The sequence below is a fragment of the Scytonema sp. UIC 10036 genome (genome assembly GCF_009725235.1).
The window spans coordinates 37,347-51,501 of sequence record NZ_WJFC01000029.1 but is presented as its reverse complement, the minus strand read 5'-3'; the positions used below and the strand labels follow the sequence as shown (position 1 = coordinate 51,501).

Sequence of the window (14,155 nt, the reverse complement as noted above, 5' to 3'; positions counted from 1 at the left end):
TTGGGTATAAGCCGCCTTGATTATCATAGTTAGAAAACTATGGTTAATGCGAGGCAGAGCCTCGCTTAAGGCATTCCCAGGCAGAGCCTGGGAACGAGAGGAAGGAGAGGAACGGGAGGAACGAAAGTGAGATATGGAGAACAAAAATGTGGCTGGATAGTTTGAATGTTTTCGCACAAATTATTGTTAATGATATTCTCAGCGGAGGTGCAACAACTACACAAAGTCTTGCTGATAGTTGGAACGCTCAATGGGTAGATTTATTACAAAATAATACCAGTAACAATTTGTATGGTTCGCTTACAAATTTAGGTATCTTTTTTGCAGTAGGAACTTTGCTGTTTTTTATGATGCAATGGCTGAGAGATGTCTTAGATAACGAATATTCACGCCCTCTCTCAGCATTGATTTGGCCATTTATTGTCGTCATACTGTTAGCGAATCCTGGGAATGGAACTATACTGTCGAATCTGACACTGGGGTTGCGGAATTTTATTAATAATGTGAATCAGCAAGTCGTGCAAGCAGGTGACAGCAATCAAACTTACCAGCAAGCTCTCAATTTGAGCATTGCAGAAGAAATTGCAGGATCTTACTTGCGTCCTTGTCAGACACTAACTGGCATACAGCAAACTCAATGCTTTACAGAAGCTAGGAAAAAAATTGATTCTCTTTGGGTGGATTATAGGAGTTTGTATGGAGATAAAACTTGGATATATAGACTAGAAACTAAAGTGAATTTAGTTCTAGATAATCCAGGGAATGAATCGGAACTTGCACTAAACTCTTTCGTGGGTGGGACAGTACAAACAAGTATTAAAAGTTTTTTAATTTCTTTACAATTTGCTTTTCAGAATCTGATAGAATCTACGATGCTTTTGCTAGCAGTATTGGGACCCCTAGCTGTAGGTGGATCTTTGCTACCTGTATCTGGAAAACCAATTTTTGCTTGGCTGACAGGGTTTTTATCTGTAGGAATTGCTAAAATTTCATTCAGTATTATCGCTGTGTTAACAGCAGCGGTGATTATTAACGGACCAGCAGAAGATGTAAGTGCAGATCCAGACTTAATGTGGTTTATCATTTTTTTGGGAATTTTAGCACCAATTTTATCTTTAGTTTTGGCTGGGCTTGGGGGATTGACAGTATTCAACACTATCAGCAATACAACTTCGTTAGTGAGAGACAGGATTTAGGGTGTGAGTGTACGGGAGAGCGCTTGCAAAGCTGAAATCGCAATTCCCAAAATCGCCCATCAAGTCGGTATAGCGTTATGTTGGATTGTATACCTATAATAAAGACTAGCTCCAAGTAGTTCGGATTGCGGGGGGATGAATCAATGGTAAGTTTACTAGAAAAAAGAAAAAAACGAACTGGGAGTGTTTTGGGAGCCTTTGCCTTCTTCACCTTCGGTTTGCACTTATTCGTTATATTTCTTCTTGTCGTTCAAGGATTGACTATTCGCAAACTCAGCTTGGAAAAATCTCCTACCTTTGTACAACTCATTGATGGTAAACCAGTCGCTATTACTGAAGCCGAAGATTTAGAACGAGAACCACAAGCAATTCGGCAATTTGTCACTAATACGATGGCATCACTGTTTAACTGGTCTGGAACGCTACCAGTACAAACCGTAGAACAAGCAACAAAACCCATACCAGATGAAGGAATATCTATTAAAGCACCACAAGGCTTCAACAAAAAAGTTACCACAAGCAGTTGGATTGCCAGTTTTGCCTTATCAGAAGATTTACGCACAGATTTTTTAAGACAAATTGCAGATCTAACCCCACTAGAAGTCTTTTCCAACAATCCAAGCCAAGCCATGTCAGGGCAGTTAATTATCAAACAAGTTTCCCGTCCTGAAAAAATAGAGCCAGGATTGTGGCGAGTTGGTATAGTTGCAGATCTTGTCCAAAAGAAGCGTTTTCAAGAAGATAAAAAAGTCATAGTTCCTTTTAATAAAGATGTGATTGTGAGAGCAGTCAATACTTTTACACATCCACAAGCCGACTTGATGACCGACTTACAAAAAGCCGTTTACGCAATACGGGCTGAAAAGATGGAGATATCCGAAATAAGGAATTTGTGTTTGCTAGATGGATATGGAGGTTCAACAGGAAACAATTCTTGCCAAGAAAATATAGAAAAATCCGGAAGCTTTATTAGATAAAACAAAAGTTATTTAAAAAAAACGAATAGTTAAATTATCAATGGTGAGTAGAAAATAAAAACCAGAACTATGTAAAGGTATGAAAAACCGCTAAAAATCCTACAAATAACCAATAACCAATAACCAATAACCAATAACAATAACCAATAACAATAACAAATGCAGTTACTTAAACAAGAAAACAAAAAAACCAATATATTACCACTGTTAGCAGTAGCAACATTCGGTCTAAATCTGTTAGCTTTGTTAGTACTCTTGTTTCATGGTTCGATGTTGCAGCAGTTGAATCGTAGAAATACAACTCAAAGTTTGGTGCAACTTGCTGATGGTAGTGCCATAACAGCAGACCCCAAACAGAATTTAGAGCGAAACCCAGAGACGATCCGACGCTTTGTGGGTGAAACCATGACCTTAATGCTGACCTGGTCGCAAAAACAGCCGCCAAGAACAGTTTGGCAATTGAGTTCTCAATTACTAGCAGGCAAAGCACAGCAGAGGTTCGAGCCAGAAGTTAATAAATTAATCCCAGAAAATCAAGCGGGAAATATCAACAAAGGAACAGAATCTGTATTGGTGGTACAAAGAATTTCAGCACCAACAAAGATTGAGGGTGAGGATGGCAAGTGGAAGGTAGAGGTCATTGGCAATCACATAGTTTTTACAAGTTCTGACCCCTTAGGAGAGACAACTCCTTTTCGGAAACAAATTTTAGTCCAAGCAATAGAGGAACAGGCAACATCTCTACCCAAAGTCCCACTTCCTATAGATTTAGCCGTGCATCGCCTTGGTGAAGCAAAGCTAGAAATATACAATATATGTGAGATAACGGATCAAAAGTGTTCTTAAACTAAAGCTTATTGACATCAATAATACAATGACTACATACAAAAATCCCTCTCCATCTATCAGTAGTTCAGAAGATACCCCTTATAATACGGGGGATTTTCAACTTGAAGACTCTTCAGATTTAGAAGCACGGATGGCAAGATTAGTTGGCTTGGAAGAAGAATCTCCGTCTTCTTCTGACGAGGGTTCAGTTCCTGTAAGACAGCCATCCCTTTCTGAACTACAAGAACCACAAGAACCACAAGAACTTCAAACGAAGCAACCCCTATCGTCCAATCCCTTCGCCAAGCTGGGCGTAGTAGGGGCTGGTACTTTGGCTGTAGTTGTCGTTGCTGGCACATTTTTGACACAGTTAATGAGCGGAACCAACAATAAGCCCAGCACTCAAAATCGCAGTTCAATACAGGAAGCACCACCGCAGCCCAAACCAGAATCACGCCTAGAGCAGCTAGAAAGAGAAAATGAAGCGCTGAAATCGAAACTAGCCCTCACCGAACAAGCATTAGCAGTCAAAGCAGCCCAACAACAACTCAGAAACTTAAAACCAGAAACTCCTCGAATTGCGGCTAGACCGAATCCACCGTTGGAAGCGCGAGATTCTTCCAGAGAGCAACCAAGGGTGATAGTACAAAGGATACCAGCACCACCCGTCGTGCGAACTGTTTACCGAGATCGAATTGTAACAGTCGATCGCCCCGTTAGAGTACGGCAAGCTGTAGCCAGAACACCTAACCCTCTACCCACCCAACTACCACCAGTTCCGCCCCCACTTGAGCCATCTGTAGAATTTACTCCACCACCAACACCAGATCCCCTTCAGGAGTGGGCGAGATTAGCAAAACTGGGTAGCTACGGTCAAGTATCTACCCCTGATAATCAAAATGCCAATAATGCAACAATTGCTAGTAGAGCAAACGAGATACCAGCCCCGCAACCTCTGGTCACTCCCAGACCGCCTGTGAGAATAACTCCAGAAAGTTCTACAGGTAGCCTAATAGCACAAAGGAGAACCAAAGCAACCAAATCAACAGTGGTCGGAAGTAGCGCCAAGGCTACTTTGGTAAAGGGGTTGTATGGAGCAGTGAGTAGGGGAAGCCGTGAGAACAATAGTAATAATCAAATAGTTGTAGTGCAATTAAGGGAAGCATTAAAAGCCGAAGATGGTTCTGAGGTCATACCAGCAAACGCAGAACTACATACTAAAATTCGTTCTATTTCTGAAGGCGGGTTGGTAGACCTTAATGTAGATAAAGTTGTTTGGCAAGACAATGGCGATCGAGTAGAAAAATCCGTACCGCAAGATGCATTGATAATTAGTGGCGCTGGTGGTAAACCCCCAGTTGCAACCCAGTATTCCGGTGGAGGAGGCTCATCCATTGGGCGTGATGCATTAATGTTCGCCTTGGGAGGTGCTCAAAAAGCAGGAGAGTTAATTAATCGCCCAAAGGAAAAGTGCGAGAGAGATACATATTATGACAATGATGCAAACGGCAACCCCACTATTCTTCGTTATGGTAGTAGGTACTGCTTTAACAGTAACTCCGATCCAGATCTCCTAGCCGGAGTTCTTGATGGTGGTATGAGATCTGTCGTTCCTGAGGTAATGCGACGCAGCCAACAGGCACAATCCCAAAAAGCGCAGAGAACTAATATTTGGTGGATACCAGCAGGCACAAAAATGGAAGTTAGAGTCAATCGAGCAACGCAATTTTGATGACTACCAAGTTTGCTCAGATACCCGACTTCTTAAAGAAGTCGGATATCTTGCAGCCCTACCTAAAACAATCCGCGTCCATCTGCTACAGGCTGCGGTTCAGAACCCAAAAAGTTATTATGAACGACAACACTCATATTCCAGAACAAACCCCATACAATCCTTATCTCCTCCCTCTAGTACCTTTCTTTTTCTCAGCAGCAATATTATTGCTAGCCAGCAGTGCGTTAGCAAACAACGCCGTTTTGCGTTCCATATTTTCCTGCCAAGCTCAAGGTTTAGGAGGCGCAATACCCGAAATCAAAGTTTGGTTTCAGCAAGGAACAAACTTAAGCTTTATTCAGGCTGGAGAAACAATTAAAAAAGTTTGGTTAGACGATCCGTCCAAAGTCACATTAGATTTTGATGGTCCCATGTGCTTGCAGTCTGGTCAACAAGGTTCAGAAACAGGAGATTGTGAAAACTCAGCGGCAAGCGTCATTCACCTTAGACGAATTCAAAAACTTAACATTCCTGGGCTTCCCAACACCAACTCCACACTTCTCACCGTGGTGACTGAAAAGCAAGGACAAAAAAAGTTATACACCTTCCGAGTGAACTATGGTGAAGGCGAGCCAGAATATAACACCCTAGCTGTTTTCGCCGATGCCTCTTATCCTGGTGCAGGGTCTTGCGCCACAGGAAATAACAGACAAAATTATAGGAATACAAATATCGAAAGGAGAGATGACTCACGCTGACGGAGAAACAGAATTTTCAAAAATAATTGTTGCTATTATTACTCAGCCAAATCAAATTTATCGGTAAAACTAACAGCAAGCAGTAAAATTTCTTTTAAGATTTCATAGAAACTTTATATATTTTATCAGTACTTTAAATTTAGTGCCCAAACTGTTTGCTATGGTTGATAGTGAGTTATGTACTGATTTTCTCTCTGTTAAATTAAGAAATGACTATTGCACATCATGATTACAGATCGAGACTCTAGAAACTGGCAAGAAGAAAGCCGTTATAGTAGTCGGGGAAGTGCTTATTTGTACGCACCGATGGTGAACTTCAATGAGATGGCTGAAGTTGGTGACACTCCCCCGTGATGTGCTGTTTTTGTATCTAAATACAATGGCAATTTCAACACTCACATCTTGAAAATAGGATTTTCCGAAATTCAATAGATGCGATCGCGTTGAAAGAGTAATTTGTTTAACTAAACAGTTCAAGATTGGTTTGTGATATTGAACAGTTCAATACTTACTGTCGTTTTGTAGTTATATTTTGTTGTTAATCAGTTACAACAAAACTTTCGGATAGAAACACATCAAGTTATTGAACTACAATCACAAAAATCCTGTTTTTTGAAATTGAGCTAACAAGATATCAATCTTTGCAACAAAGAGAAATTAGATTTTTACCTTGAGGTTGAATCTTAGACTAGACTAGTCTCAATACTTATTGGTTAAGCCTAAAAATGCGAAAACACGTAGGTTGGGTTGAGGAACGAAACCCAACATTTACAGACGTTTGTTGGGTTTCTCCACGGGTTTACCCAACCTACAAAAATTCTTATCCGAGCAGTCTTGAGACCGATCTCAAGAGTTATTTGTCAAATTTCTCAAACATCCTCTCAGGAATTAGACTTTATCTGTTTGAAGTTTTTACTAGTTTTATAATTTCAAGAGTAGCTTTTGACAGATAAGTGCGAAGAACAATAGGTAGACGCAATTTCAACAAGAGTTTACAACTACCCAAAGTAATAAAAACAACTTCACTAAGGTGTTAGAACTATGAATGACAAGCAATTTATTTCAAAATATAAGCGTTTAGAAGAGATGTTTCTAACAACTCTGTTAGGTGATGTTCCTACAATTCTCTTAGGAACAAAGTTACGAAACATAATGTACAAGAGTATTTTTGGCAAACTAGGTAACTCTGTTTATATCCACAACGGTGTTGAATTTATCAGCACTAGATATATCGAAATAGGCAATGGTGTTTATCTTTTTAAAGATGTGCGTATACATGCAGGATCGCATCAAAACAATAGAGTTTGTCTGGCAGATGGAGTTATCCTGGAAAAAAGCGTAGAGATTGGAGCATTAGATAATACTCAGATCCACATTGGTGAACGTACATTTATCGGTTCTAGCGTTTGTATAGGTGGTCCCGGCAATATAACAATTGGTAAAGATTGTCTCATTGCATCCCACGCAGGAATTGTTGCCAACAATCACATTTTTGACGATCCTACCCAGAAAATTTCTTCCCAGGGAATCACTCGTAAAGGAATTACGATTGAAGATGACTGCTGGTTGGGACACGCGGTGACGGTTTTAGACGGAGTCACTATAGGTAAGGGAAGTGTGATTGGTGCAGGCGCAGTTGTCACTAAAGACATTCCTTCCTACTCAGTTGCTGTAGGAATACCTGCCAAGGTTATCAGACAAAGAACTAGCAAGGATTTCGTAAAATCTAGAAATTAAGTAGTTAACTAGGAATTTAGCCCTGACTTTAGAGTCGGGCTAAGAGCTCATCACCAAGTTATTTTTTTAATGGGGGCAAAAAGACGACACAACACTAATTATCAGCAAGGAATTAAACCAAGTTGTTGAAAAACACCTAATGCATCTTGTCCTTGCTCTTCAACAACCTTACCTTCAACAATGCGGTAAATAGTTATCCCACCCCAAGATGCAGTTTTGAATGTTGGAGGGAGATTAAGCAATTTTATCTCGCCTTTGTGAGTACCTCGAGCAGTTCAGATAATGGCGACCTTTTCTCCTGCGATCGGGTGAGTACTGCACAAGAAAAATCTAGGCTATATTAGGTAAAGTTAAGTATTTATCGGTTATGTCTAAGATTTCCAGTCAAGAAGCAGTTGATGATACTGGGTGTTCATTCAGATTTTGAAGAAGCGCAAGGCAAAAGGTGCTGTAAGTAATTGACAGTGAGGTAAATCAACTCATTGATTTAAGAATTTATTCAACTCTTCCACAGAGGAATTTATAAATTTAGGTGTAAGCTCTCTTAATTTTGGATGATCTTGACGTTGAAGGAGGTCACGCAATAAATGTAAGCGTCGTGCAGCAATCAATGCATCTAAGCAAGATTCAGTTTGCTTGGGAAGTGAGCATATTTGTTGATAACTTTCAAGTAAAACTTTTCGCCAAACTGGGTACTCAGATCGGTTACGGAAGTAATAAAGTGTCACAGCCAAGTCATAAAGATAATAACTCCAACCACAATCATCAAAATCAAATACCTGTATCTTGCCTTGATAAAACTTACAGTTTCCGTAATGTAGGTCACCATGTATAAGACCAAAGAACTCTCTGTGCTGCCTGAGATCTTGCATGGAAGAGCGAATTTTTTTGGCGGATGCTTCCAACACGGCTTGATTGCTCTGTGATACTAGCAATTTGCTCTCAATTGACAAACTTATAGGAAATGTTCCGAACAATCCGTCCTCGTCTATTCGAGGTCGCACAAAGCCTTTTGGAACAATAAACTGCTGGCTGTATTGGTGCAACTGTGCCAAGAATATGCCCATCAGCACAATTGCTTTTGGACTCAATCCAGCATCTAAAAATCGACCGGGAAGCCAACGAAAAAGAGTGCAATATCGTGCTTCTGGTACTCCCTCTGCCTCTGCCATCACAAAAAGCGAACCATCACTCGCCGATACAGGTTGTGCAACTGCTAAATCAGTTTTGTGTTGTAGCGACAATAACCAGAGCAATTCAGAATGAATTGAAGCAAAATCGTGTTTGCCTGGTCGATAAATCCGAAGCACATAACAACAGTCTGTTTTGTCTAATGTTTCTCTTGATTTATCAGAACCTAGCTCAACTTTAAATGTAGTGTTCTCGCCATGTGCCAGACATACTAAGCGGCTTTTATCTAGGTTGTAGTTGAGCAAAGCAGACTGTGCTAAGCGCAAGAGCCGCTTCACTTGACCACTGTAGCTAAGTTCAGCAAAAGGCTTCATTTTATTTTTAGAGGCAAATACCTATAGTCTAGTCAATTTTTATGAAAAACGCTGCAAGACTCGATCCTCAAAACCCCCCTTTTTAGCTATGCACAAGGGGAATTTTGAGGAATGAACATCACTAACTGAACCGTAATGAAACCTAAGAATAACGGCAAAAATCTTCATACTGAATCTCTTTACCAGTGATCCCTTTTCTAATTGCACTTAAAAGATGAGTCTTACCAGATTCATTCGCACCAACAATTGTTGTAACTTTTGGATCTATCGGTATACGAACATATGGATAAAATTTTCCATCAATATCATCCCAAGGATAACGTATATTTTCCTTTTTATTTTCTTTCTGAACTTGTAACAAATAATCGAAGTTAAAAGATTTGTAGAAGCGGATGAATACAGTTTGAAGATGCATATATTGTCCTGGCAAATACTTGTTTGGTTTTTTCTAGCTAAATAGGCATACAAAACACAATTTAAACAGATGTATTGTATGCTGTTGCAAATCAAAATGAATTATCTTTTTAAGAAAAACACATTTTTCACAACTGGGAAGTTAAAACACATTTAACTTATAAAGTGCCAGTTGCTAAAAGTCGAAAAATGATTGACTGATACAAAAGGTGCTAAATAGCTAACAAATTAATAGATAGTGTAGAAGTAGCCTCTACCCTGTTTATGCACTCTTCCTTGACCTAGTGCTACAAGTACCAGTAGAATTTCCTGAGCATAATAGTCAAGCTTAAAGCCATAGGTGTAGGGTAAATCAAATTGTTTAGCTACCGATTTAAGTACAATACCCGTGAATGAATTTCGTCAGTTCTCTCAAACGCTCTCTGAAAAAGGGTTATAGGCGTTTTTTTGAATGGTAGTCTCTCGCTAAAATCTTCACTTGCGGCGATCGCATCATTCCTATACAACGCAATTGCCGTCTAGCCTTAAGAACTGTAGCCTTTACTAGGAAAGGGTTTCCGGATTCAAATCAGTTTCATTCACGGGTATTGGATTTAAGTACAGTAGCGGAATCTTCCTTGTTAGCTATTTCATGATGCCACTTTACAAGTAAGTCCATAATTTCTTGTTTTTTTTAGCAACCAGCGCATCATCTTTACTTGGGTGAGTACGTTGGCTTTTTTTCCATGAAAGTCCGGCTTCGTGTAAAAGATGATAGTAGCTTTGTTTTGATTCAAAGGTGACTCCGTAAGTCTCTAATATATAATCATATACTTCATCAATCGACCACCACTCACGTGATTTTAACCAGGTTAAAATGTTTTCTTTTTGCTCTTGGGTTAGGTATCCTGTAGTTCCTTTATATCCTAATTTCAAACCATTTATACCGTTTTCATCGTAAGATTTTTTACATTTACTGATAAAACCAAGCGATACATCAAGAATTTGTTGTATTTCTCGATATGTATAATTATTTTCAACCATTTGTACAGCAAGCGCACGTAATTGTTCTTTTGGCTCCTTGGTTGTTCTGATTAATTCTGTGAGTAAATCCATCTGTCGTACACCTCGATATCACCCTTTAAGCTCACAATATCGTATTTGGTGCTTGTTCACGACCTATTTAGGGCTTGCTGTAAGATAAAGTAGTTTTTACCTGATGAACAACATAAGCAAAGTATTCTACTCACATACACCTTGAGTCTTAATTGAGAAGTTTTCTGCCAAACACTCAAGAACTTCATTTAGAGTTTCTGTCTCTGTTATAGCCAGTTGTTCTAATGAAACAGTCAATTATTTTAACAAAATGATACACAACACTTTTATTATTTCACTTCGGGAAATTGTTTAAGTAATGATAAGTTTTCTCTATAGATTATGTATCTTATAGCACTTTAATATACTGGTTAATTTGTTGGCGATCGCCCTTTGGGAAAAAGTTTGTGATCTACTGATAATGGACATTATTTAAACCAATATTTGAGTGCATATGTATGACTGAAGTATCAAGCAACCAACAAGCGCTCATAAAAAAAATCCGAGTTATCGCGGCAACTTTAAGCATCAGTCAAATAGTCACTGATCTTATAGCCGCAAGTAAAAATCTAGAACTACTAGAAAAATCTAAACTGGTAGAAATGCTAATAGCTCTACTGATGCAACCATTAGCGCTTTTAGCTGCGGCATCGGATTCAATTTTGAAGCACTTTGCTAAGTAGCTCCAGCACGGTGTGAAAAGGTGTCCAGAATATAGTGTTACTTCCTTTTGCCTCATCCTTAGATCCAATAAAATTGAGAAGCTTAGGTAATTCAGAGAGGTTTCTACTCACTGAGCAATTGGCAAATGTTTTGTAAGATTGCTCGTACTCACTTATAACCTCATTCAGATATTCCTTAATTTTAATTAATTCATCTACCAATTGTTTATGAGTTCCCGATTCAGTATTTCCAGAAGTAGAATGCTGAAACAATTTAGGTTCACTTTCAATCACACGGACTGCCTCCTCAATAGATAGTTCAGCATCAATAAGTTTCTCAAGTTGCTTGTTATATTCTTCCCATACAATCATCCTTTCTAATTTACCTGTACCTGGTTCTAAGCTAATCGCTTGTGCCCTCAGCAATCGCCTTACTTTTTTAAGGTCGTGATAAGCGGCGATTAAAGTAGAACGGAGATTACGCTGAATCTCCTTCTGACGTTCTCGTGACTCACGTTCGATTTCTTTCTGACGTTCCTGTGATTCACATTCGCGACGATAAGCTTCATAAACAAGAGAAACCCCTCCACCCATGACAGTGATTAGAAAAAATTGATATGTGGACTCGAATAGTTTCTCCTCAATATGCTTCTTAATCTGACTACCAAAAATAAGAAATAGTAAAATCCCCATCAAACTAGTTGTGACGATGAGCCTGATGAAACCTGAACTGCTTTTCATACTAGGTGCAGGGCTTTCCTCTTTTGTTATTTGATTTGATGCTAAACGTCAACATAAAACCTCGAAGCAATGCGATCGCTTTCCAGACACTCATCATTCCCTCCCCTGACTGTCTCTACTCTTTTGTCATTCTGTCACGGCAAATAATCATATTGACAATATGTACTGTTCGCTTTAGATTATTTGTCTGAGCAATTGCGGCATTTAATGAACCTATAAAGAGCAAAATTGAAGCATTAATGGTATAGGCCAATCTGCCAATTCAAGTGTGTAATCAACCAAACACTGATAGAAATTCCCAAAATGCGTAATTACTGCTCGTAGCCATTTAGTTAACCTAGTAAACTTTCTTTATATTCAATTCTTCTTAACAAATTTTGTGAACCGTATTGATAAATAAAGTAATACTCTTCACGCATTCATCATTTATTGTTAAGAATCAGGATTTTTGAAATTTTTTCACCGAAAGTCTAGAGAGAATATTCAATATTTGAACAAAAAACTTAAATACCTTAGCACCGATCAGAGGATTAATTATGGCTCCAAACAAATAAGAAAACAAAAGAATTAGCACAACTATTAGACTAGAGAAATCTTTAATTGTAATAAAAAAACTCAGGTCACGTATATTAAAAAAGTTAAGTATCACAAAAAAAAGCGTTGTAATTAGCATCAATCCACTAACCACAAATTCAGTTATTAGTGCAGTTGTATTCATCTTTCTAAATACGTAAAGAATAAGAAAACGATGAATAATCTCGTTCTACTTTAGAGTTAAGCTTTAATTTTGAGGAACTTGTGAGTAATTAAAAAAATTTGTAATTCTTAACAGAAATTTCACTAGAAAATTATTTTAATTATAGCCCACATTCCGCACCCTAGCTGTCACAAGTTCATAGGTACTAACAAACTGACTAATGAGTAGTATTTTAGAACTATCACCAGAAATGATATTTTAGGGATTATTGATAATAGATATTACAGCAAGCCCTATTTATATGTTATGTAAGTCTTTTAATGCGGTTAAATTTTTGTTTGATTTTGCTGTTAATCATCAAGTCTTCTCCTTTGACAAAGTATCTATGTATGGATAAGTATGTTCACGACCTATTTAGGATTGCTGTAGTATTAGTTAGCCAAAAGAAAAAACTTTCATAGCTTACTTCAAAAGAAAGCTATTAGCTTTTTTTCCAACGATAGCAGTTAGCTAATTCACACTAAGCAAAGATACAAACACTACCCTATAATCAGCTACCGTATATATACGTACTAATTTATTTGTCAAGAACAAAATTGGAAACTCTCTAATATCATGTCCGGTAACATGACCATAGTAAAGTTGCTTAGTTCCTTAGCGCCTTTGCGACGGCAGGCGCTTCAACTCTGGGAACCAGAGCAACGCGCTGCCTCGTCTTTGCGTGAGCTTTATTCAGGGTATGCAAGTGAACATGACATAATTTATAGGAAAAGGAGACATACTGCAATCAAAAGATATGTCAAAATCAAGTATTCGACAGCCGTTACATTAAGACTTACCCAAAGTTACCCAAAGCTAGACATTGTCGTCATTAATCTAGCTGAACTTTGATGCTTGATTCCTGCTTCACTCTGGTGATGTCGGCACCCTCCAGTCCACAGGCTCACTCCGTCTAACTAACGGTGATGGACGAATAATTCTTGACGCCACGTGCTTCAACCGGGGGAACCCCGGCAACGCAGTGGCTCAGGTTAATGGCAGCGTTCAGGTCTCGGTTAATGCTGAGACCACACTCACAATTAAAAGTTCTTTCTTTCAATGAAAGTTCTTTCTTAACTGTTCCGCAATTGGAACAAGTTTTAGAACTAGGAAACCACCTATCAACAATTACAAGCTTTGAGCCAAACAAATCACATTTATAAGTTAGCTGTCTCCTGAATTCAAAGAATCCCATATCTTGAATGCTTGCGGCTAGTTTATGATTTGCCATCATACCTTTGACGTTTAAATCCTCAATAACTATTACGCTGTGGTTCTTAGCTAATAGTATGGTTAACTTATGTAATGTATCTTTTCGGATGTTCGCTATCTTTCTATGTAATCTAGCAATTTGTAATTGAGCTTTCTTCCAATTAGCTGAACCTATCACTTTCTGTCGATTTAACCATTGAAGTCTAGCTAGCTTGTCTTTAAATCTTTTGTAAGATTTAGCTCCTTCAACAATCTCGCCAGTGGATAGAGTTGCCAAATTAGAAACACCTAGATCGACACCTACTACTGAGTGTTCAGAGAAAAACCAAGTGTCTTCTAATTTCAGATCTGGCTTACTTGCCTCAAACCTGAATGAAATAAACCATTTATCAGCTTCACGACTAATTGTCACTGATTTTGGTTGGAAACTATTTGGTGGAACTTTATGAGGAGACTTTTTCTTTTTTCTAGGACAATGAGTTGGTAAGCATTCGTATGTTTTCAATACCCCTATTTTAGGAACTTGAATACTACGGCTTCCAAGTGTTTTAACAGTTCCTTCTAACGTGAAACTATCATGCTGCCCTTTTTTCTTAAACTG

Annotated in this window: 12 protein-coding genes and 2 pseudogenes; 8 read left to right on the top strand and 6 right to left on the bottom strand. The window is 38.6% G+C overall.

Annotated elements, in window-relative coordinates; translation table 11 throughout:
• Positions 1–146: 146 nt before the first annotated feature.
• From F7734_RS16025 to F7734_RS16000, 7 genes are all read left to right on the top strand, one after another.
• Entirely contained in the window at positions 147–1,196 is a 1,050-nt protein-coding gene (locus F7734_RS16025) for a hypothetical protein (protein WP_155745641.1), read from the top strand.
• A 143-nt stretch (positions 1,197–1,339) separates the two neighbouring features.
• Positions 1,340–2,173, top strand: a complete 834-nt coding sequence (locus tag F7734_RS16020) for a hypothetical protein (RefSeq protein WP_155745640.1) — start codon at positions 1,340–1,342, stop codon at positions 2,171–2,173.
• 159 nt (positions 2,174–2,332) lie between these two features.
• Positions 2,333–3,019 (top strand): hypothetical protein, encoded by a 687-nt coding sequence (locus F7734_RS16015; protein ID WP_155745639.1) that lies wholly within the window; start codon positions 2,333–2,335, stop codon positions 3,017–3,019.
• Between the two features lie 28 nt (positions 3,020–3,047).
• On the top strand, positions 3,048–4,733 hold the full coding sequence (locus tag F7734_RS16010) for a TrbI/VirB10 family protein (protein ID WP_155745638.1): 1,686 nt from the start codon (positions 3,048–3,050) through the stop codon (positions 4,731–4,733).
• A gap of 119 nt (positions 4,734–4,852) precedes the next feature.
• Positions 4,853–5,473, top strand: coding sequence for a hypothetical protein (locus F7734_RS16005; RefSeq protein ID WP_155745637.1), 621 nt, complete (start codon positions 4,853–4,855; stop codon positions 5,471–5,473).
• Positions 5,474–5,698: 225 nt separating this feature from the next.
• Positions 5,699–5,827, top strand: coding sequence for a hypothetical protein (locus tag F7734_RS65320; protein ID WP_279239726.1), 129 nt, complete (start codon positions 5,699–5,701; stop codon positions 5,825–5,827).
• Between the two features lie 687 nt (positions 5,828–6,514).
• Complete coding sequence (locus tag F7734_RS16000) at positions 6,515–7,210, top strand: acyltransferase (RefSeq protein WP_155745636.1); 696 nt, start codon at positions 6,515–6,517, stop codon at positions 7,208–7,210.
• Positions 7,211–7,311: 101 nt separating this feature from the next.
• Here the strand turns inward: F7734_RS16000 and F7734_RS15995 are convergent.
• From F7734_RS15995 to F7734_RS15980, 4 genes and pseudogenes are all read right to left on the bottom strand, one after another.
• Positions 7,312–7,473, bottom strand: a pseudogene (locus tag F7734_RS15995) (ester cyclase); the annotation flags it as partial.
• Between the two features lie 216 nt (positions 7,474–7,689).
• The gene (locus tag F7734_RS15990; protein ID WP_155745634.1) at positions 7,690–8,715 is read right to left on the bottom strand and encodes a phosphotransferase; all 1,026 of its coding nucleotides are present in this window, start codon (positions 8,713–8,715) and stop codon (positions 7,690–7,692) included.
• A gap of 142 nt (positions 8,716–8,857) precedes the next feature.
• Positions 8,858–9,130 carry a hypothetical protein gene (locus F7734_RS15985; RefSeq protein ID WP_166481939.1) on the bottom strand — a complete coding sequence of 91 codons (273 nt, stop codon included), beginning with the start codon at positions 9,128–9,130 and terminating at the stop codon, positions 8,858–8,860.
• Positions 9,131–9,771: 641 nt separating this feature from the next.
• A complete protein-coding gene (locus F7734_RS15980; protein ID WP_155745632.1) occupies positions 9,772–10,224 on the bottom strand; it encodes a winged helix-turn-helix domain-containing protein in 453 nt (150 codons plus the stop codon).
• Between the two features lie 437 nt (positions 10,225–10,661).
• On the opposite strand from F7734_RS15980, the gene F7734_RS15975 reads away from it, so the two are divergent.
• Positions 10,662–10,886 (top strand): hypothetical protein, encoded by a 225-nt coding sequence (locus tag F7734_RS15975; protein ID WP_155745631.1) that lies wholly within the window; start codon positions 10,662–10,664, stop codon positions 10,884–10,886.
• On the opposite strand, the gene F7734_RS15970 is transcribed toward F7734_RS15975, so the two are convergent.
• Positions 10,860–11,606, bottom strand: coding sequence for a hypothetical protein (locus F7734_RS15970; protein WP_155745630.1), 747 nt, complete (start codon positions 11,604–11,606; stop codon positions 10,860–10,862). The two genes, F7734_RS15975 and F7734_RS15970, sit on opposite strands and share 27 nt — an antisense overlap.
• A 1,649-nt stretch (positions 11,607–13,255) precedes the next feature.
• Positions 13,256–14,155 (bottom strand): annotated as a pseudogene (locus F7734_RS15965) (RNA-guided endonuclease TnpB family protein); the annotation flags it as partial.

Excerpts from the sequence above, each read along its gene's own strand:
- F7734_RS16025 (WP_155745641.1), top strand. The coding sequence starts at position 147 with ATGTGGCTGGATAGTTTGAATGTTTTCGCACAAATTATTGTTAATGAT.
- F7734_RS16020 (WP_155745640.1), top strand. The coding sequence starts at position 1,340 with ATGGTAAGTTTACTAGAAAAAAGAAAAAAACGAACTGGGAGTGTTTTG.
- F7734_RS16015 (WP_155745639.1), top strand. The coding sequence starts at position 2,333 with ATGCAGTTACTTAAACAAGAAAACAAAAAAACCAATATATTACCACTG.
- F7734_RS16010 (WP_155745638.1), top strand. The coding sequence starts at position 3,048 with ATGACTACATACAAAAATCCCTCTCCATCTATCAGTAGTTCAGAAGAT.
- F7734_RS16005 (WP_155745637.1), top strand. The coding sequence starts at position 4,853 with ATGAACGACAACACTCATATTCCAGAACAAACCCCATACAATCCTTAT.
- F7734_RS65320 (WP_279239726.1), top strand. The coding sequence starts at position 5,699 with ATGATTACAGATCGAGACTCTAGAAACTGGCAAGAAGAAAGCCGTTAT.
- F7734_RS16000 (WP_155745636.1), top strand. The coding sequence starts at position 6,515 with ATGAATGACAAGCAATTTATTTCAAAATATAAGCGTTTAGAAGAGATG.
- F7734_RS15990 (WP_155745634.1), bottom strand. The coding sequence starts at position 8,715 with ATGAAGCCTTTTGCTGAACTTAGCTACAGTGGTCAAGTGAAGCGGCTC.
- F7734_RS15985 (WP_166481939.1), bottom strand. The coding sequence starts at position 9,130 with ATGCATCTTCAAACTGTATTCATCCGCTTCTACAAATCTTTTAACTTC.
- F7734_RS15980 (WP_155745632.1), bottom strand. The coding sequence starts at position 10,224 with ATGGATTTACTCACAGAATTAATCAGAACAACCAAGGAGCCAAAAGAA.
- F7734_RS15975 (WP_155745631.1), top strand. The coding sequence starts at position 10,662 with ATGACTGAAGTATCAAGCAACCAACAAGCGCTCATAAAAAAAATCCGA.
- F7734_RS15970 (WP_155745630.1), bottom strand. The coding sequence starts at position 11,606 with ATGAAAAGCAGTTCAGGTTTCATCAGGCTCATCGTCACAACTAGTTTG.